Origin of the sequence: Paenibacillus sp. FSL L8-0494 (assembly GCF_038003695.1) — a bacterium.
GTDB classification, from domain to species: domain Bacteria; phylum Bacillota; class Bacilli; order Paenibacillales; family Paenibacillaceae; genus Paenibacillus_AQ; species Paenibacillus_AQ odorifer.
Genome location: NZ_JBBOPQ010000001.1, coordinates 5,822,596 through 5,841,769, shown reverse-complemented (window position 1 = coordinate 5,841,769; position 19,174 = coordinate 5,822,596). Strand labels below are relative to the sequence as shown.

General features: G+C 45.0%; 20 protein-coding genes and 1 other annotated feature. Of the genes, 10 read left to right on the top strand and 10 right to left on the bottom strand.

What is annotated here, in order from left to right:
* Window positions 1–20 precede the first annotated feature (20 nt).
* Both NYE35_RS26395 and ylbJ read right to left on the bottom strand, forming a co-directional pair.
* Window positions 21–824, bottom strand: a complete 804-nt coding sequence (locus NYE35_RS26395) for an NAD kinase (RefSeq protein WP_076105311.1) — start codon at window positions 822–824, stop codon at window positions 21–23.
* A 74-nt stretch (window positions 825–898) separates the two neighbouring features.
* Window positions 899–2,161, bottom strand: a complete 1,263-nt coding sequence (gene ylbJ, locus NYE35_RS26390; RefSeq protein WP_076105310.1) for a sporulation integral membrane protein YlbJ — start codon at window positions 2,159–2,161, stop codon at window positions 899–901.
* A gap of 412 nt (window positions 2,162–2,573) precedes the next feature.
* On the opposite strand from ylbJ, the gene NYE35_RS26385 reads away from it, so the two are divergent.
* Both NYE35_RS26385 and NYE35_RS26380 read left to right on the top strand, forming a co-directional pair.
* The gene (locus NYE35_RS26385) at window positions 2,574–2,957 is read left to right on the top strand and encodes a globin domain-containing protein (protein WP_038573207.1); all 384 of its coding nucleotides are present in this window, start codon (window positions 2,574–2,576) and stop codon (window positions 2,955–2,957) included.
* 36 nt (window positions 2,958–2,993) lie between these two features.
* Window positions 2,994–3,710: a DUF2225 domain-containing protein gene (locus tag NYE35_RS26380; RefSeq protein WP_038573205.1), complete on the top strand. Its 717-nt coding sequence runs from the start codon at window positions 2,994–2,996 to the stop codon at window positions 3,708–3,710.
* A gap of 79 nt (window positions 3,711–3,789) precedes the next feature.
* On the opposite strand, the gene NYE35_RS26375 is transcribed toward NYE35_RS26380, so the two are convergent.
* Both NYE35_RS26375 and NYE35_RS26370 read right to left on the bottom strand, forming a co-directional pair.
* Window positions 3,790–4,020, bottom strand: a complete 231-nt coding sequence (locus tag NYE35_RS26375; RefSeq protein ID WP_036685307.1) for a hypothetical protein — start codon at window positions 4,018–4,020, stop codon at window positions 3,790–3,792.
* Window positions 4,017–4,208: a YycC family protein gene (locus NYE35_RS26370; RefSeq protein WP_076105309.1), complete on the bottom strand. Its 192-nt coding sequence runs from the start codon at window positions 4,206–4,208 to the stop codon at window positions 4,017–4,019. Before NYE35_RS26370 ends, NYE35_RS26375 begins: the two co-directional genes overlap by 4 nt.
* Before the next feature lie 118 nt (window positions 4,209–4,326).
* Between NYE35_RS26370 and NYE35_RS26365 the strand changes: the two genes are divergently transcribed.
* Window positions 4,327–6,126, top strand: coding sequence for a M3 family oligoendopeptidase (locus NYE35_RS26365; RefSeq protein WP_076105308.1), 1,800 nt, complete (start codon window positions 4,327–4,329; stop codon window positions 6,124–6,126).
* 613 nt (window positions 6,127–6,739) lie between these two features.
* Window positions 6,740–7,150 carry a hypothetical protein gene (locus NYE35_RS26360; RefSeq protein WP_036685297.1) on the top strand — a complete coding sequence of 137 codons (411 nt, stop codon included), beginning with the start codon at window positions 6,740–6,742 and terminating at the stop codon, window positions 7,148–7,150.
* A gap of 153 nt (window positions 7,151–7,303) precedes the next feature.
* On the opposite strand, the gene NYE35_RS26355 is transcribed toward NYE35_RS26360, so the two are convergent.
* Complete coding sequence (locus NYE35_RS26355; RefSeq protein WP_036685295.1) at window positions 7,304–7,534, bottom strand: alpha/beta-type small acid-soluble spore protein; 231 nt, start codon at window positions 7,532–7,534, stop codon at window positions 7,304–7,306.
* A gap of 201 nt (window positions 7,535–7,735) precedes the next feature.
* On the bottom strand, window positions 7,736–8,710 hold the full coding sequence (locus NYE35_RS26350; protein WP_076105307.1) for an aldose 1-epimerase: 975 nt from the start codon (window positions 8,708–8,710) through the stop codon (window positions 7,736–7,738).
* Window positions 8,711–8,844: 134 nt separating this feature from the next.
* Window positions 8,845–9,084, top strand: a binding site (T-box leader).
* A gap of 63 nt (window positions 9,085–9,147) precedes the next feature.
* Here NYE35_RS26350 and trpS point away from each other — a divergent pair.
* Window positions 9,148–10,134: a tryptophan--tRNA ligase gene (gene trpS / locus NYE35_RS26345; protein ID WP_036685592.1), complete on the top strand. Its 987-nt coding sequence runs from the start codon at window positions 9,148–9,150 to the stop codon at window positions 10,132–10,134.
* Between the two features lies 1 nt (window position 10,135).
* Here the strand turns inward: trpS and NYE35_RS26340 are convergent, their stop codons facing one another.
* Complete coding sequence (locus tag NYE35_RS26340) at window positions 10,136–10,324, bottom strand: hypothetical protein (protein WP_038573198.1); 189 nt, start codon at window positions 10,322–10,324, stop codon at window positions 10,136–10,138.
* Window positions 10,325–10,428: 104 nt separating this feature from the next.
* On the bottom strand, window positions 10,429–11,430 hold the full coding sequence (locus tag NYE35_RS26335) for a metal-dependent hydrolase (RefSeq protein WP_076105306.1): 1,002 nt from the start codon (window positions 11,428–11,430) through the stop codon (window positions 10,429–10,431).
* Between the two features lie 232 nt (window positions 11,431–11,662).
* Between NYE35_RS26335 and cyoE the strand changes: the two genes are divergently transcribed.
* Entirely contained in the window at window positions 11,663–12,595 is a 933-nt protein-coding gene (cyoE, locus tag NYE35_RS26330; RefSeq protein ID WP_036685285.1) for a heme o synthase, read from the top strand.
* 23 nt (window positions 12,596–12,618) lie between these two features.
* The gene (locus NYE35_RS26325; RefSeq protein WP_141118578.1) at window positions 12,619–13,236 is read left to right on the top strand and encodes an SCO family protein; all 618 of its coding nucleotides are present in this window, start codon (window positions 12,619–12,621) and stop codon (window positions 13,234–13,236) included.
* A gap of 96 nt (window positions 13,237–13,332) precedes the next feature.
* Here NYE35_RS26325 and NYE35_RS26320 read toward each other — a convergent pair whose 3' ends face one another.
* Both NYE35_RS26320 and NYE35_RS26315 read right to left on the bottom strand, forming a co-directional pair.
* Window positions 13,333–13,680: a DNA primase gene (locus NYE35_RS26320; protein WP_036685586.1), complete on the bottom strand. Its 348-nt coding sequence runs from the start codon at window positions 13,678–13,680 to the stop codon at window positions 13,333–13,335.
* Window positions 13,681–13,813: 133 nt separating this feature from the next.
* Window positions 13,814–15,001 (bottom strand): MFS transporter, encoded by a 1,188-nt coding sequence (locus NYE35_RS26315; protein ID WP_038573195.1) that lies wholly within the window; start codon window positions 14,999–15,001, stop codon window positions 13,814–13,816.
* A gap of 270 nt (window positions 15,002–15,271) precedes the next feature.
* Here NYE35_RS26315 and NYE35_RS26310 point away from each other — a divergent pair, with 270 nt between their 5' ends.
* The 3 genes from NYE35_RS26310 (at window position 15,272) to NYE35_RS26300 (ending at window position 19,167) form a co-directional block, all read left to right on the top strand.
* Window positions 15,272–15,709, top strand: a complete 438-nt coding sequence (locus tag NYE35_RS26310; protein ID WP_036685280.1) for a hypothetical protein — start codon at window positions 15,272–15,274, stop codon at window positions 15,707–15,709.
* A 63-nt stretch (window positions 15,710–15,772) separates the two neighbouring features.
* The gene (locus NYE35_RS26305; RefSeq protein WP_036685274.1) at window positions 15,773–16,918 is read left to right on the top strand and encodes a transglutaminase domain-containing protein; all 1,146 of its coding nucleotides are present in this window, start codon (window positions 15,773–15,775) and stop codon (window positions 16,916–16,918) included.
* Window positions 16,919–17,091: 173 nt separating this feature from the next.
* Window positions 17,092–19,167, top strand: a complete 2,076-nt coding sequence (locus NYE35_RS26300) for a peptidoglycan D,D-transpeptidase FtsI family protein (RefSeq protein ID WP_256715499.1) — start codon at window positions 17,092–17,094, stop codon at window positions 19,165–19,167.
* The last annotated feature ends 7 nt before the right edge of the window (window positions 19,168–19,174 follow it).

The window sequence follows — 19,174 nt, the reverse complement described above, 5'->3', positions numbered from 1 at the left end:
AGCTTTTTGATCCCCTGATCTCAGACTAAGAAAGCTTCACGGACACGGTTCCAGAACGGAAACGGACGATATCTTGCGAAGCTGACTTTTTTGTCTGAAACTTGACAGCGTACTGAAATCAGGTCATCAACAGGAATGTTGTTATGATCTACGGTGAGCAGCAAACGCTGGTCTTTACATGAAAAAATGTCACAATGATGATGCTTTGGCAGTAGTAGCGGCGAGCCCATTGTCCGGAATACACGGTTGTTAATAGACGCGATTTCGGCAATCTGCAGCGCTTCTATTGAAGGGTGAACCATAGCGCCCCCTAGGCTTTTGTTATAAGCTGTACTGCCAGAGGGAGTTGAAATACAAAGTCCATCGCCCCGGAACATTTCGAAGGTGACATCGTTGATGTCGATTTGGATCATTATAGTTCCATCCACCCCTTTAAGGGTAAATTCGTTGAGGGCAATGTGAGACGAAGATCCCGATTTTTTGTGAATCTCCAGCTCTATTAATGGATATTTCACAATACGCGGTTTCTGCGGCTCAGATTCACCGGTTCCGCACATATAATCGATTAAGGTGGGCAGCTCTTCTGCTTGCCAGTCCGCATAGAAGCCGAGGTGTCCTGTGTGCACACCTACAAAGGCTAAGTTGGGAATCTGGTCGATAAAGGTATGAAAAGCGTGCAGCATTGTGCCGTCTCCACCTATCGAGATGACGATTTCCGGAGACTCGGCATCCAGTTGCAAATCCCGCTCCGCCGCCAGCTTGTGAAATTGCTCGGCAAGTTTGATTGACAGCTCATCACCGCGGTCCAGAACATAATATCTCAAGATGTACAAGCTCCTTTATATAATTCCGTCATACACCGATCATAATCAATCTTGCCCCGGAACACAATATGTAATCAACTTCGGCGCATCAATCGGAGCATTGCCATAAAGGCAGGGATAAGCAGTGACACTAGAAGAGCAGCGGCTAGTATAAGACTCAGTAGAGCTAGACTGGCAGTGACACCTGAGGCTGATGGTGTAAAGGCAGTGGAGGCAGGCAGAGAGACCCAGGCAGAAGACAATCCTGATCCCATCACAGGCTTCCATAGCACCACCACGAGACCTGCTGCGAGTATGGCATGTATTAGTCGTGCAGTTAAGAACGGCAGATAACGCAGCCCGGTACCGTTCAAAATACTGGCGACTTGGGCATGTACAGATAATCCGCCCCAAGAGAGAATAAAGGCAGCTGCTGCGACCTTGAATTGAAGCGGGATGGAAGAAGCGGCTTCACCAGCAGAACGAGCACCTATGGTGACCTCGAACAATCCGCTGATCAAGGCCTGAGCTAATTCGGGAGGCCCTCCAACAAGGGAGACGAGAGATCCGGCCAGGCTAAATAGTGAGGGCAGGATTCCGGCACGGGCAAGCAGCTCCATTAGCACGTTGAAGAATACAACCAGACCCCCTACGACAATAATAAGCTGTAGCGAGGATTGGATCGCTCCTTTTAACAGCTCCCCGAAGCTCCGTCCATCCTTGCGCCGGGCTTCGGACATCGCAAGGAGTGCGGCATGTATTCTGCCGAATCCTTGTTTTGCTGGAGCAGAGGGGGCGTCAGAACTACTTTTTGTTGGGTCTTGGGTGGGAGTCTTTTGTTCCTTACGTCCATGAAATGACATTAGGAGACCAACCATTAAGCCACTTCCGTAGTGGGCTAGTGCCAATATTAGCCCCAAAGAAGCATCGCGAAAGAACCCAACGGATACCGCCCCTAGTAGAAAAATAGGATCGGAGGAGGTTGTAAATGCTACAAGGCGTTCACCTTCGATTCTGCTGATCAGCTTCTGCTCCCGCAGCTTAGCGGTTAATTTGGCTCCAACGGGATATCCTGATACATATCCCATGGCCGCGACAAAACCACCGCTGCCAGGTATACCGAAGAGGGGGCGCATCAGTGGATCAAGTAAAGCGCCGAAGAGATGGACAATGCCTAAGCCTAGCATGATTTCAGAAATGACGAAGAATGGAAACAGTGAAGGGAAGAGCACATCCCACCAGATGGCCAGGCCACGTAAGGCTGCGGCAAGAGATGCTTCAGGATGAAGTAACATCAGCAGCATACAACCAGCCAATATGAATCCCAGCAGCGGGCCGCCAATCTTTTTAAAAGTCATAATTAACGCCTCCTGGTCTATGGTTAGATGTATGCAAAAAGAGGGACAAACAGCACAAAAAAATGGAGAAAGCGGTTACAATTATCTGTGCTTTTTCGCAGGAATTATGATATTATGTAATAAATAAATGCACCCTCTGTTACACGATTAAATGGGATGGAGTGATGGCGATGAGCGTTATAGCCGGAGTTCTCGTTTGTGCTTTTGTATATGTAATCCGGGTCTCTCTCGTCCCTCCTGGTGATGAGGAATTTAGGACCTACTAACCTTACTCTTCAGGCGCTGAACTATAGTTTAGCGTCTTTTTTCTGTACTTTAGAGAGCACTTTCGACGGATATCCGTGTTATGCTTATCTTTGGTATAATAAAATACGTAACGTTTCATTAATATGGAAGAAGGCTGGTAACCTCAATGAATCCAAATGAGAGTATATATGACAATCTAGGGGGGGCTGAAGCACTACATCGGTTGGTGGAAGTGTTCTATGCCAAGGTACAGCTTCATCCGCAGCTGGGACCCTTGTTCCCTGAAGATATTACTCCAGTTCTGGAGAAGCAATATCAATTCCTGACACAGTTTTTTGGCGGGGGTCCGCTTTATTCGGAATTACATGGACATCCCATGATGAGAGCAAGGCATATGCATATTCCTATTACTCCAGAACGTGCTGATGAGTGGCTACAATGTATGAAAGAGGCACTGGTGGAGACTGGAGTCGAAGAACCACTGCGTTCATTCGTGCTTAGCCGCCTTGCAGGTCCTGCACATCATTTTGTTAACATGCCCCAGGAATAACAAGGGACAGGTTGATCCTGAAAGGAATGAGAGTACTTGACAGAGTTAATACCCCTATATTCTATAAAGGTCAAGTGTTGCAACTGTGAAAATGAATTTTCAACCTCGCGGGTACGTCCTAGCCTAAAAAAGGCTATTCGGCGTGATGCTGATTTCTGCGCATATTATAAAAATGAGAATCCGGATTATTATGTTGTACGGGTCTGCCCCAATTGCGGGTTTGCCTCCACAGAAAATTCGGCTGACAAGCTGACGGAACGTCAGCGTAAGGCATTTAATGAGCAGGTAGGGAAACGCTGGAAGAGCCGAGACTTTGGGGAGAAAAGAGACTGGGAAACTGCGCTCGAGACCTATAAGCTGGCGCTTTTATGTGCTCAGAGTATTAACGATAAAGATCGGATTATTGCAAGTCTGCTGCATCACATTGCTTGGCTCTATCGCTACCAAGGGGAGACTGAGCAGGAGAAGCGTTTTTTACGTTATTCTTTGGACGAGTATGTTAAGGTCTATGAAAAAGATGGCATTGCCGGCAATGATGCCCGGCTCATGTACCTGATCGGCGAACTTAATCGGCGCATCGGAGAATACTCAGTGGCTGTGATGTGGTTCTCCCGTCTGATTAATGATCAGAAGATTATGGATGCGGCGATGATTCGAGCGGCACGTGAGCAGTGGGTTATTTTACGGGAGCAAATGCGTGCTGAGGCTGTAGAGGTTGAGGTTGATGTCGAAGGCTTGTCTTCAAGTTCATAACGATTTGCGAACAACAAAAAGCGCAGAAGAGAATTTAATTCTCCTCTGCGCTTTGTAGAAAGAAAGTGTTAGGATTTGCTTATCTGACAGCTCGATCGAACAAAAGGTAATCGCCGTCATTATCTATAACTGTAGGACTGGCGCTGCAGCAGGGGAAGACAAGCAGTTTTTTCTTGCCGTCACGAACGATTTGTAATTCTTTTGGCTTCATAGGCAGAAGCACATTCTCTGAGTTGCAGAATGGACAGTATTGCACATACATATCGCCTAGAATGATGTCATAAGGCCAGGTATGACTAAAAGGAATCATTGTGAGTCCTTCCCAGAAGGAGTCTCTTCATTTTCGCCCTCAGTTTGTGGGGGATTTTGTTTTTTGGATAGCTCCGCTATTTTTTGTAGTAAAATATGTTGGGGCATATGCATCAAGTGTTCCAAAGGAACGCCTAGTTGCTTGGATAACGTAATGGCTGTTTCCGGTGAAATTTGTAGTGGCTTCATATGAATGCCCTCCTAAAGTTTATCGGCTATAAATGTTCAGATATCGTTATTCACTTTACCATGGTGTTAAGACAATTACAAAGAAAGTCAAATGAAAGCAAAGGAATGGTGAGTACAAATGAAACAACCGTTATCACTGACTTGGGAACTGGATACTATTTTTCCGGGGGGGTCTTCGTCTGCAGAGCTAGAAGGTTTCTTGAGCAAGCTTGAAAAAGATATTTTATCCTTACAGGGCTTTGTGAAGGATGCTGTGGCACCAACGGATGTTGCGTCTACAAAAGCATTGGATGAGGTTATAGCATTGCTTCAGAGCTGTTCAGGAAGACTTGTGGAGGTCACTTCCTTCGCAGACTGTCTAGGCGCTCAGAATCAGATGGACAAGGGTGCGGTAAGACTGGCAGCCAAAGTGACAAGCATGCGCGCCGGATTCGAAGGGATCAGCTCGCAATTTAGCAATGTACTTCGTCAGACTACGGACAAGGTATGGGCTGAGTGGATGGCTCGTCCAGAGATTGCTCCTTTAACGTTCGTACTGAGCGAGAGCCGTGATTTGGCCCGTGAGAAGATGAGCCCTGAGCTGGAAAGCTTAGCGTTGGAATTAGCTGTTGACGGATATCATGGATGGAGCGGACACTATGATACGATTGTAAGCTCAATCAAGATCCCATTTGAGGATGAAGAAGGAACAAAGCTGCTTTCTGCAGGTCAAGCTTTTAATAAGCTGGATGATCCAGATCCAAAAGTGCGTCAAGCGATGTTCCATAAATGGGAAGAGGCTTGGACTGAAGCGGCAGATAATTGCGCAGATACTTTAAATCACTTAGCAGGCTTCCGCCTGAAGCTCTATAAGGGCAGAGGCTGGGACGATGTTCTAAAAGATCCGCTCAGCATCAATCGTATGACACAGGACACCTTAAATACGATGTGGCACGTAATTACGAAGAGCAAACCTGTACTCGTGTCCTACCTTCAGCGCAAAGCCAAGCTGCTGGGGTTGGATTCCCTCTCATGGGTCGATGTCGAAGCTCCTGTAGGCAAATCCTCCGGCAAAATCCCTTATGATCAAGCTGCGAAGGATATCGTCACACAGTTCCGTAAATTTAGTCCTAAGATGGCTGAGTTTGCAGAGCGTGCCTTTGATAATAACTGGATCGAGGTTGAGGATCGTAATGGCAAACGTCCTGGTGGATTCTGTACTTCCTTCCCTGAGAGCAAAGAATCACGGATATTCATGACCTACAGCGGCACACCTTCCAATGTTTCAACATTGGCCCATGAGCTGGGACATGCCTATCATTCCTACTTGCTTGATGATCAACCTGTATTTAATCAGAATTATGCAATGAACGTTGCAGAGACCGCTTCAACCTTTGCAGAAGTGATTGTATCTGATGCTCAGGTTAAAGCTGCGGGCAATGCAGAGGAGAAGCTGGCACTGCTTGAAACGAAGATACAGAACAGTGTGGCATTCTTTATGAACATTCACGCTCGATTCTTGTTCGAGACTCGTTTTTATGAAAAACGTAAGGAAGGCCTTGTAAATGCTGAGGAACTGTCTGCTCTGATGGTGGAAGCACAGAAAGAAGCTTTCTGTGGTGTGCTTTCTGAATACCATCCTCACTTCTGGGCGTCGAAGCTGCATTTCTATATCACAGATGTACCTTTCTATAATTTCCCGTACACTGTTGGTTATATGTTCAGTACAGGCTTATATCGTCTGGCATTACAAGAGGGAGCTTCCTTTGCAGACAAATATGATAGCTTGTTGCAGGATACCGGCGTGATGACATTGGAGGATTTGGTGCTCAAACATTTGGGTGTGGATCTGACTAAGCCAGATTTCTGGCAAGGGGCTACAGATTTGATCGTGGCTGATATCAACGAGTTCTTGGAGATGACTGAGCATTTAGCATGAAATGTCTAAAATAAGACAAATTTCAGTGCGCTAAAAATAACGGAATTTCAGTGTGAACGCGCAAAGACCCCGGTTAAGGGGTCTTTTTTTAATGGTTAATTGTCGAAAACTCCCGTTTTATAAAAATTAATATACGAATGATCTATGAATTTTGCGCATTACTAGGGATAATAACCCAATTTTGTAGAATAATGTTGTTTGACGTATTTAAGGGGTCTATAATGAGCCTTGAGCCTTATATAAGGCTTGCAAGGAAGACTAATGAGCTTAGCTCAAAAAGCTTAAGTAAGCGCTTACTAAGCCGATTTGTACGAAGTAAACTCGAAGTAGCTAAGCTCACAAACAATATAAATCGAACCAGAAATTTGGGAAAAGGGGAAGGAGTGGCGGAGGGGAATTTTGGAACTGTAAGAGCGGGAGCGACCGCCTTTGTCTCCGAATTTCACCCGCTGTACGCGTAAGAATTCAAGAAATTTGGAGACAACAGCGGCTGGAAGTCCAAACATTCCCCGCAGTAGCGACGGATCCTTAGCCTAAATATTTAGGGTTCGATTTATAAAAGACGAAGTGAACTCGAAGAAGCTAAGCTCACAAAACTTTTAGGAGGAAAGATATGCTTAAGACAGAACAGCTATCATTAGCAAGACAGATGGATTTGGTATTTAGGGAACTGCAAGAGGAATTATCGGGACTATCTTCCGGTACGGTATTTGTGCAAATACGAAATAATACCATTGGCAAATTCGGCATACGTCATCACCCTCTAGCCGGTCGGGGTGGTGGATTCACAGAAGTAAAGGAAGGAATAACGGAGAGTCAGCAGTCTTCTTTTCGTCTAATGGCACTGGAGAGTCTGAAATACAAACGGCGCTGGACTCATGGTGAGATCAGCTATGAATTCGCTATAAGACAGGGAAAGCTAATCGTAGATGCTACGCTGGAGTCCAATTATAATATGGCGAATCTGATGATTCGATCTCCCCGTAATGCTTACGCCGAGAGTGCTGATCAATTTTTAAGTTAAACGTTTTACATAAAGATTGCATGCAGCTCGGATTATAGGGTATAAATTAGAAAAACCTCCCACAGCTTCTGGAAGAAGTGTGAGAGGTTTGAAAGCTAGTCGGCAATGGGCTTTTTAAGACCTCAGCCGGATAAAACACTTAAGATAACGATGTTACTGACGACCGGACAGTTGTTGTTCTGCCAGTTGTACTAGACGTTTAGTGATGTAACCTCCCAAAGAACCAGTTTCGCGGGAAGTGTAGTTCCCGTAATAACCGTCAGCTGGGATCGTTACTCCAAGCTCTTGTGCTGCTTCATATTTCAATTGTTGCAACGCTGCATTTGCTTGAGGAACTACAAGGTTATTGGAACGGCTGCTACGACCTTGACCTGCTTGACCCATGTGTGTCACCTCCTTCGCCCGTTGTGAAGATAGTATGAGCGCTAAGAGGCTAATTCATGCATGCTATCGAAAGGTTTTAAGGATGGTAATTATTAGTCGATTAAAAGTAAGGGTAGGAAAGCCTAAATAACTAAGCTCGCACAAAAAATCGGCCTTCTCTTACGTAAACGCAAGGGAAGACCGATATAATGTATATCTGCTTTAATTCTCGGGATAGATCATTTCCAGCATAGTGGACAGCTCAAGGCTTTGACCTGGTTCTACCTTCAGCAAGCCAGTGAAGGAAGGATCGTCGGAAACGTTAGGAGCATCCGGGAGCCAGGTATAAGGTTCGATGCACAGAAATTGATCGGCTGGTCCTTTGGTATACAGGACCCAGTGGCGAAAAAGATTCTCGTCGGCCGTATAACGAAGACCATAACCATCATCGCGTAATAACAATGCTTCTACGGGCTGCTTGTCACCAATACGCAGAGCGGTATCAAAATTAGTTCCCTGTAGGTTAATTCCAGAATTTAGAGACTCTAGATCACCGAGTGGAATTAGATTGCCGCTAGGGAGCAATTCATCGTTTAGTTCATAAATGCTGTTTACGGGCAATTTGAGATTCCAGCGTTCAGGTTCTCCATCGATCATAAACCAGGTGTGATAACCGATCCCAAAGGGAATACGATGATCGCCGAGATTTGTAACCTTTAAAGTCTGGCTGAGCCGGGCATCCTGAAGCCTGAATGTCATTTCGAATTTGAGTGGAATGGGAAATTGCTCCATCCAGTGTGGATCATCTTCAGTAAGGAATTCAGTAGTGACTGCACAACCGTCCTCGTCTTCTTCAATATCGCTGACACACCAGGATTGAGTCCGGTGTAGACCATGGATATGATTGTCACCAGCGGTATTCTGGTCAAATTGATAACTTGTACCCTCGAATTGAAATTTTCCTTTACGAATTCTTCCGGGTGGAATTAAGAGCGGGATGCCAAAATGGTAAGGTTTTTGCATAAAGAAAGCTTGATCGCTTTCATCAGGCCGCCGCAGAATTTCCCGTTGTTCCTTTACATCAAACAATGAAATCACGTTGTTTCCTAGTCGCGGCAAAAGCGTGACTTCCAGTTCGCGGCTGTGCAAAATATAAGTATCATAACCGCCCCACTGCCCTTTGGTCACCTGTTTCATGAGATATGCTCCTTTATCGTAACTGTAATCGAATAGAACATGGATAACCTTATCATAACAGATTTATACGGAAGTGGTTAAGTGATTTGACAACTTCTCTTTATGGTTCTATGATGAAGGCATTAAATTATGATGAGAATGTGATGACGGGGACAAGTAGGCAGGAAATGTACCTTCAGAAAGCCGGTGGTTGATGCGAACCGGTAGGACACTCCTGATGAATGGACCCCTGAGCGCCGCGCTTGAACGGGAGCAAGATACCCTAGTAGACCGGCCGGATCTTCCCCGTTAACGGAAGACTAAGGCTGTTTCCTTTTGACTATACAAAGGTTAAGCAGCGAATAAGGGTGGCACCACGGTCTCACGTCCCTTGCGGATGAGGCTTTTTTTGCGTTCTCGGAAATTGGAAATCACATCTAACGGAGGTCTATATTATGTTGAAAAAAGTAATGTCAGGCATACAGCCGAGCGGTTCTCTAACTTTGGGTAACTATATCGGAGCGCTGAAAAATTTTGTGAAGCTGCAAGACGATCATCAATGTTTCTTTATGGTTGTCGATATGCATGCGATCACCGTTGCTCAAGATCCTGCGGCACTGCGTGAGCAGTCTGAAGCTGTAGCTGCACTCTTTATCGCGGCAGGAATTGATCCTGTGCGTTCGAATGTATATATGCAGTCCCATGTGCCTCAGCATGCGGAATTGGGTTGGATCATGACTACGCTAACGGCAATGGGCGAGCTTGAGCGTATGACACAGTTCAAAGATAAATCATCAGGTAAGGATTCGGTTGGCGCGGGCCTATTCGTATATCCTTCTTTAATGGCAGCAGATATTCTTGTTTATAATGCGGATCTTGTGCCAGTAGGTGAAGATCAGAAGCAGCACTTGGAGTTGACCCGTGATTTAGCTGGCCGATTTAATAACCGTTTTGGCGAATTCTTTACGATTCCTGAACCGTATATCCCTGAAGTGGGCGCACGCATTATGTCTCTGGATGATGGCACTAAAAAAATGAGCAAGAGCAGCCCAAATGCAGGCAGCTATATTGCCCTGTTGGATTCGCCGGATGTGATCCGTAAAAAAATCAGCCGTGCAACGACTGATTCTGGACGTGAAGTTATCTTTGATCCGGCTAATAAGCCAGAGATTAGTAACTTGATGAGTATTTACTCGGAATGTTCTGGAATGTCCCTCCAGCAAATTGCCGATCGTTATGAGGGACAAATGTATGGTGGCTTTAAGAAGGATCTTGGGGAAGTGGTTGTGTCCACACTTGAGCCTTTGCAACAAAGATATCATGAAATTCGCAGTTCAGGTGCGATCACTGATATTCTTGCCGAAGGTGCTGAACGCGCACGTATTGTTGCAGCTGAGACATTGAATGGCGTAAAAGAGCGGATGGGCTTTCTGCCAGCTCGTTAATCTAATCAGAGCTTAAACTTTCCTGTTTGCGTCTAATTCTGGCTTTGAGGATAAATCCCCAGCCAATATTCAATACGCAGAGAAAACCAAGCAGAAGTGCTAGCCAGAAGCTATAGCTGATCGCGATTGAAGCGGCAGTGAGAATAAGAATAGAAGAACAAGCGAACCAAAGTGAGAGTCCTTTACCCATTAAGAGCCTTCCTTTCCGTGTCTGCTAAAATGAATCCCGGAGTATTATAAATACTCCGGGATTTTTTGTGATTATAGAATAGTTCTCTCAGTAAGTCTACAGTTTCATCGTAAAGAACCAGGGTCGATGGAAAATCGTTTGTCGAGCTTATCGCTGCTAAGCCAGCCTACATAAGTATTTAAAGGTTTATATTGGTTATCCATAACTAATACAGCCACAAAAGGGTATTGTTTGCGGTGTAAATAACGAACGTCTCCCCAGCGCACCATATATCCTGAAGGAAGCTCCTCCACTTCGGCCACCGCATAAGAGGTGAAATATAAAAAGGACTGAATATCTGGATGCGACTTGGATATTTCCACAGCGGGATGATTCGAGCAGACCGCATGTTTGAACCATTCCAGACGGTTGTTCAGTAGCTGCCCAACGTCATAACTGCCGTCTTTTTTCACTTTAACTACGTTCCAGCGTTTAAGTGAAATTGTAGGGATTACAATATAACGTTCGCCAGCAGTATGGTGTATATCTTTAAGCTTGATGTTTCGTGTAAGGCGGGCATGAACAATCGTTCTCCAAATATAATAAAGAATGGTACAGGCATAAAGCGTAATAAATAAAGGTTTAGGCGGAACAATCCCAGTGATCCAGAGCAGAATAGCTGCGATATGGCTGCCAAAAATAAATGGATCGAAAATGTGGATGATATTCCAGGCGATCCATTTCTCAGTGAATGGACGGGCCGCCTGAGTTCCATAGGTGTTAAACAGATCAGAGAAGACGTGCACGCCTACACCTATGAAACCCCAGAGTGCAACATGGCTTAAAGCTGCCAAATCAGTAAACCCAAACAGAGGCCCTAAGACTAGGGCAATCAGAGCGGGCCACAAAATTAGAAAAGGCAAGGAGTGTGTGATTCCACGGTGATTACGAATATATATTGCATTGTCCTTTAGTCGTAATGCGGTATCGGCATCAGGAGCCTGTGAGCCTAAAATCGTTGCCAGCATAACGGCCCCGGCCAGTTTAGGGTCAGAAGCAACGACGGGATCGACGAAAGAAAGTCCGGCTAACCCTATGCCCATAACTAAATGTGTAGCAGTGTCCATTGGTCAGTTCTCCTTTGTTGTTCGGAAGTACATTATTAATAATTACCCAAATACGGCTTAGGTTATTAAGGGGCTGAAAATAAATATTGTCACGTAATTGTCAAATTCATGAACATACTGTGCCATGACTGTCAAAGTCTCCTCGGGTTTGATATGATAAAGTTAACAGCGAAGTCTATTTAGTGCTTCGGCTAGAACGTTAGAAGTTTGTTTAGAAGGAGGATCATTTGGTGTGGATAATCATATAACATTTCAAGCTTCTTCCGATTCTGCAGCTATGTCTGCAAAATCTCCACCGGAAGGTGCAAGTTGGCGTGATTTCATTACCGTAACAAAACCCGGTATTATCCGATCTAACCTCATCGCTGCCTTTGCAGGATATTGGCTGGCTTCAGGTTGGGATGTTCAATACGGCAGATTAGTTCTGACTCTGCTCGGTACAATGCTGGTTATGGCTTCGGCCTGTGTTTTTAATAACTATTTCGACCGTGATCTGGATATGAAGATGGAAAGAACGCGCGATCGTGGGCTTCCTACAGGACGACTGAAACCCAAAACCGTATTGCTGTATGCTATTGGGCTTGGGATTGCGGGTTTGATTGTGCTGTTTGCTTTTTCTGGAGTTTTAGCCGGTCTGTTCGGGATTGTAGGGATGTTCGTTTACGTTGTAGTATACACCCTTTGGTTGAAACGGACATCAACATGGAGCACTTCAGTAGGTGCGATCTCTGGAGCTATGCCACCGGTAATTGGCTACGTTGCAGTTACGGGAACAGTTGATCTAGGGGCTTGGCTGATGTTTGCGATGTTGTTTCTGTGGCAACCTCCCCATTTCTGGGCGCTCGGGATTAGACGTAAAGAAGAATATAGAGCCGCAGGTTTCCCACTGCTGCCTGTAGTCAAAGGAACACGTCGTACGAAGTTTCAAATGATTCCTTATGTAGCACTGTTACTGCCTATTCCAGTGTTAATGTACGCCTACGATTATGCAGGCATTTTTTATCTGGTGATTTCAACAGCGCTGTCCCTGGCTTGGTTAATCATAACCTTGATGGGCTTTGCAGCAAAAGATGACGAAGTCTGGGCGAAGAAGAACTTCCTCTTCTCCATTAACTACCTAACGGTAAGTTTGATCGTACTTGTATTAAATACGATTCACGGTTAAGAAGAGGGAGGGTATTATTGTCCGTGCAGACCTTTAAGCGTTATAAATGGACCTGGATTCTACTATTGCTTGCTTTGGTAATGGCTGGTTATCTGGCAGTTAATTCTTTGAATTTAGGAAAAGAAAAACTGCCGGTAATCGGAGAAGTGCAGGACTTTTCACTTGAAAATGTGGATGGAGACCAGATTACTCTGGCTGATACACAAGGTAAGGCACGGCTGGTATACTTTTTTTTCACGCAATGTCCGGATGTATGTCCTATAACTACGTTCCTGTTATCCCAGACACAGAAGATTCTGGTTGACGAGGGCAACTTTGGAAAAGATACGGCGTTCGTCTCCATTTCTTTTGATCCAGAGAATGATACACGTGAAGCCATTAAGACCTTTGCGGACCGTTTCCAGGCAGATTATAAGGGTTGGTACTTCTTACGGGGGGATCAGGAAGTGATTCGTAAGCTGGCAACTGATTCTTTTAAAGTACTAATTGCAGGGAATAGTAAAGAAAATTTCGTACATGCCAATCGCATAGCATTGGTTGATCGAGACAATCGTCTCCGTGCATTGTATGACGCAGGAGATACGGATAACGTAACGCCTGAATTTCTTGCCGATAGGCTGAATGAATTGGCTCGTGAATAGAACATAACCGCATAACAGAAACGCCTTTTTCGAATCCCGTTTATTGAAGGGATAACGAAAAAGGCGTTTTTAATTTCTTAGGCAATATATCGCGAATCAAAAAGGAATGGGTTCAGGGTATATGATGAACTCTTCCAGACCCGCTTTTTCAAGCTGATTAATATTGTATTCATCTGGAGTGCCCTCCACTCCGGCATAACCCCGGCGCGTATAGATGTGACCAGCATCGGGAAAGGCATCGCGGAGAATCCCGCGTATTTTTTTGCCTGAACTGTCGTTATCCATATAAAGATATACTTCTCCATCTCCTACTTTTTGTCGCAGGGACTCGAGTTTGAGCGTATTTAATGTACCAAAGGTACAGAGGATTTCGACTTCCGGTACCAGCACGCGTCGTAATCTGCTGCGATCGTTTTTGCCTTCGACAATAATCGTAATGGACATTTGCTGACAATCACCTCCGGAAATGAAGCCTGAACTTTCAGACTCATTATAGTTTACCGAAGGAGGAGCAGTTTTAACAACTGTTTCTACAGGAAAATCTTCATTCCCCGGGAAATGTCGTAAAAACAATAAATCATGCGGCCCGCCCATTCCATTTGGAAGAGTAGGTGGACAGCTTGGCTGAATTTTTTGGCGGAAGCAGTAATAGTGCAACCATCAGCAATAGAAAGGCAATGAAATAAGGCGAAACAACGTCTCTTAGTTGTCCTGCGGCCACAGGCCCTGCGAATGCACCTAGTGACATGGCTATCGACTGCATGGAGAAGGTGCGTCCCATACGTCCTGGTCCACCTAGACTAATAAAGAGCGAAGCCATTGCAGGAAATAATATTCCTTTGGCTGCACCCAGCATAAAGAGAATAACGGAAGCGGGAATGCTGTGAAGTGAGGCGAGCGCAAAAAAACAAAGGGCCATTCCTAGCAAGGCCACGGCTATTCTTCCTCCTGGGGAAAAGCGGTTCAGGAAGAACAAACTGAGTGTTACCAAAGCCCCTAAGCTAAGGAGCGATAAAAGAATACCTGTGGAAACAATGCTATTACTTCCGGTCTGAGATAGAGGAAGCTCAAAGAACAGAACCCCTTGTGAACAAGAAACGAAAAAAGGCAGCAGATAATAACGTTTGGAAACTGGATTGGGATCGGATATAGGGACCGAAGGAAGATCCTGATTTTTTAAAGGAGGTGCTGCTGAGTTTACAGGGCGTACTAAACGCCGGGCAGGCGCCGGTACACTGAAAAAAGCCATGATTCCTGTAGCGATAAGCAGCCATCCCAATGTGGTGAAGGTGCCGGAATAGCCAGCTTTAGCTACGATAAAGGCACCCGCTGCTGGGGATACCACTGAAGCTAAGGTATGAACGATACCATGTCCGGACATATATTTCCCCTGCTCAGTGGCATCAGATGATAATGAAGCCAGCAAGGTCATGCACGCCGGAGAGAGGAAGGCGAGCGCGAACCCGCTTGCTGCTCGTAGCATCAGCAAATGCCACGGAAGCTGAGCGTGAGCCTGCAGCAATAGAATGGCTCCCGCAGTAACAAGGCTAAAGACGATGTAGCGGCGGCTGCCATTACGATCGACGAGTACGCCTGCGAGCAAATTGCCAGGAAGATGGGTCAACGAATACATGCCCATCATCCAGCCAATAAAGGCGGGTCCCGCACCAAGAGAGATGGCAAAGGGCGTTAGAATAGGATACTGTGCATGTAAATCAAAAAACGCCAGAAAAAGAAACAGGTACAGCCATAGCGCAGTTTTCACAGGGAAACACCTCCGAGAGCCACCTACAATAAAGGTTAATGCAGGAAGGCGTATTTTAAGAAGATCAAATTTAAGCAACTACTTGTACTTTACGTGGGACAGAGAGGGCTTATACCGCTTTTTTAATTCCTGTAAGCAGGTATACCTTTCTCTGGCTGTGGAACCATGAATTATGATGGGCATTCATGTATAATAATTAATATTGGCGTCATGTCTATGGAGGAGATAATCCTTAGGACGAAACTAGGCGATAGGGGTGTTGTGAGGTTGATGGATCCAGAGGTGTGGTCACAGTTTATTAGAGAGAATTGGTTAGTTATTGTTATTGCGCTTGTTCTGTTGTTCGCGGTTGTTAATTTGGTCAAAACGATGTTGAAATGGGCGATTGTCATTATTATCGTTGTAGGTCTATTCATCTATAGTGGTGTGACAATGGACCAAATTGGTAACGCTGTGAATAAGGTGGCAGATGGAACGGTAAGCACGCTGAAGAAGGAAGCACAAGAGGTCATGCTTAAAGAGGCGCAGGATGCGAAGTACACTTCAAATGGTGACGGAACATTTACGATCACAACTCCGAATATTGAAGTGAAAGGTACTACTGGTGAAGATAAGGTAGAGGTTACTTTCCGCGGAGTTAGTCTTGGGAAGTGGAGTATTACAGATACCACACAAACATTTATCGAGGAAGCTCGGAAACATCAATAAACGGCCTCAGTTTAAATGATTATCAAAAACAAGCAAGCGGGCGGCTGAAAGGGGAGATTGGATATGATAAACGGTTGGTTGACTAGTCTGAGTGATGCAAATATCATCTCCATCGCCCTCCTGCTGGTAGTAGTCTTTTCACTATTGCAAGGCTGGAGCAGAGGGTTCTCAAGTGCTACCGGAAGATTATTCGGTCTGCTGGGAACAGGACTGTTTACAATAGCTTCTTTGGTGCTGGCCATTCCTGCTGCGGCGTATCTCAATCCTCATGTTCAGACTTGGGCAGCAGGAATAAGTCTGCCTGATAAACAGCTGACCCAGTGGCAGCAAATTTATTATACGGCTGTGTCTGTGCTGGCGGAATCGCCGCTGGTGCGGTTTCTATTGTTGTTATTGCTCTCTTATATCTTAATTCGCATGCTTCTGGGATTGTTGTCTATGCTGCTTCCATTCCACCAGCTACGGCGCACCAAGACATTTAAGGACAGAAAGATTACGCAAGTAAGCCGTATGGGTGGAGCTATCATAGGATTAATTATAGGCTTGACTCGTGGTTTAATTATTGTGCTCGCTCTCTTCATTTGTGTTGGCCTAAATCCAGAAAGTCAATTTAGCCGTTATGTGGAATCTTCTCCGATCTACAGTCAAAGCGCTGCCGCTGTATTTGAACCCTTTGTTGGGGAGACAGTGCAGAAAAAGCTGCCTATTCTGACGAAGACCGTTGCAGCTGAGATGAATGATATTCTGCGCAGAAAATATGAAGTTATCGATCATGACATTCCACAAGATATTGTGGGAGCTGCTGAAGATATTATTGGACAAGCGCAAGGAGACGAGAAGAAAGCCAGACTACTGTATGATTGGGTAGGAACACGAGTAACTTATGATTACGCCAAAGCGGAAAATTATGAAAAAAATAGAATTTGGCATGAACAGACCCCGCAGGATACCTTCGACACACGCATAGGGGTATGTATTGATTATGCCCGTCTTTACGCTGTTATGGCCCGCTCTCAAGGGTTACAGGTGCGCGTTGTAACGGGGCAAGGCTATGATGGTCGAGGCGGGTATGGCGCACATGCCTGGAATGAAGTTTATATAAGTGACCGGCAAGCTTGGATTCCATTGGATCCCACTTGGGCGAGCAGCGGAGATTGGTTTAATCCGAAGGATTTTGACGATACGCATATTAGGGAGAACGCACTCTGAGTGAGGGCGCCGCACTCCTTCCGTGTGGTACAATAAACTCATACCAACTGCTCTAACATAAATGCGAGTGCAATGCTCACAATCAGCTTCTTAGAAATCACCTTCATTATAAGAGCAATGTCGCTGGCTAAGGCAATTCAGACATTATTTTTATATAGAAGGGAAGAAAGCTGGTGAGCTTTGGGAAGCAGCTCCCGCCTGCGGACGGGAAATCTTCGAAACATTCTGTAGGTCTGAGATTGAATCTGTTTTTCTTTGGCACTTTTTTTATTTTTTGTATCATTATTGTGCGTCTTGCAGGTTTGCAGTTTACTGAGGGAGCTTTGCTGACAGAAGAAGAGATTAAACGGGATACGAAGTTTGTTCCGCTGGCAGCCATGCGAGGGATTATTTTTGCTGCCGGGGGTGAGCAGATAGCCTATTCTACACCTGTTGAGTCGCTCTATCTTACCCTAAATAAGGAATATACAGCTAAAACTACCGATAAAGTAACGGGTGAAACCTCACTAACGGAAAAAGCGAAAAATAAGTCTAATGACCTTGCAGCAAGATTAGTAGCGGAGTTTGAGAAATATGGAAGTGCAGATGCCCCCAAGTTAACGCAGCAGGACGTGCTGGATTTACTTGATCTGGACTTTAAAAAGTATCTGGGTTATGTACCGCGTCGTATAAAAGCAGGGCTAACTTCAGAAGAAATAGCTTATTTCATGGAACACAAGGATGAATATCCAGGTATTACCATTGTGGAAGAAAGTGTACGCCACTACGATAAAGATACGGTAGCTGTGCAGACGGTGGGTTTTGGCAAACCTTTTAAATCAACCGAAGACATAGCGATGTACAAAAATATTCGTAGTGCAATGAAAGACAATTCTTCACCGGGACTTATGTATAAAACGGAAGAATATGTAGGATTTGATGGTCTGGAAATGCAGTATCAACGCGAACTGCGCGGAGAAAATGGTTATCAGGTCATTTCGGTCACTCCTCAAAATATGGCGGAGAAGGTAGAACAGACCGTTCCCCCTGTAAAAGGCAATAACATTTGGATGACTATTAATAAGAATGTTCAGATGAAGACTGAACAGGCCATATTGGATCAGATTAAATGGCTGCACACCAATGCTGTTCAAGGCGAAACTCATCCAGATGCTTTAACAGGTTATGCAGTAGCAATGGAAGTAGAGACTGGTAATGTTGTCGCTATGGCGAGTATGCCGGATTACGATTCGAATGTATGGACAAAGGACTCGTTGCCTACATCCGTCTGGAATAAAATTATGAACAATCATCTGAATGGTACTATTACCTCGAATTCTTCCGGGAGATCGGGTCATGATTTTAGCTCTCTTGTATTCATGGGATCGACCATCAAACCGTTAAGTGTATTAATTGGTTTAAATGAAGGATTTTTTAGCACCTCGAGCACTTATCCAGATGTGGGGATTACCTATTTCGGTAAGGATGATAAATCATCGGTTAGAAATTCATCAGGTCATGTCTATGGAAAACTGTATCCGGCTGATGCTATCAAGCAATCCTCTAACGTATTTATGGTGGATATGGTCGGAAAGCAACTTTATAAGAAATACCTGGGAGATAAAGGCGTAGAGGTCTGGGACCAATATATGAAAAAGTTCGGACTGGGTGTGTCAACACAAAGTGGTCTTCCCGGTGAATCACCAGGTCAGATTAACTATACAGATTTCAAGGCTGCAGGGAGCTCGCAGGCCGCGCTCGTCTACGCATCTTTTGGCCAGCAAGGCAGTTATACTACATTACAGCTTGCCCAGTATGCTACTACACTTGCAAATGAAGGTGTGCGAATTAAACCACAGCTTGTAAGTAAGATTACGGATGCGCAAGGTAAGGTGGTTAAGGAATTTAAAAAAGAAGTGCTTAATAAAGTAACCTTTGATAAATCGTTCTGGAGAGAAATCAAACAGGGAATGAGCAGTAAAGTTAGTGCTTTTGACGATTTTCCTTATGATTTTGCCCGTAAGACAGGAACCTCTGAAAAAACGGATAGAAAAAATATAAACCGTGATAACGGGGTTTTTATTGCCTTTGCTCCACGTGAGAATCCGAAACTGGCTGTAGCGGTTGTGATTCCGGAGGGCGGCTTTGGCTCCAATAGTGCAGCTCCGGTTGCCCGTAAGATTTTTGATGCTTATGATTGGGAATATGGGCTGGATGGGGTTCCAAAGAAGAATATTCCTCCTGTGGCAGATCCCGTTCAAGAACAATAAGCTTAAA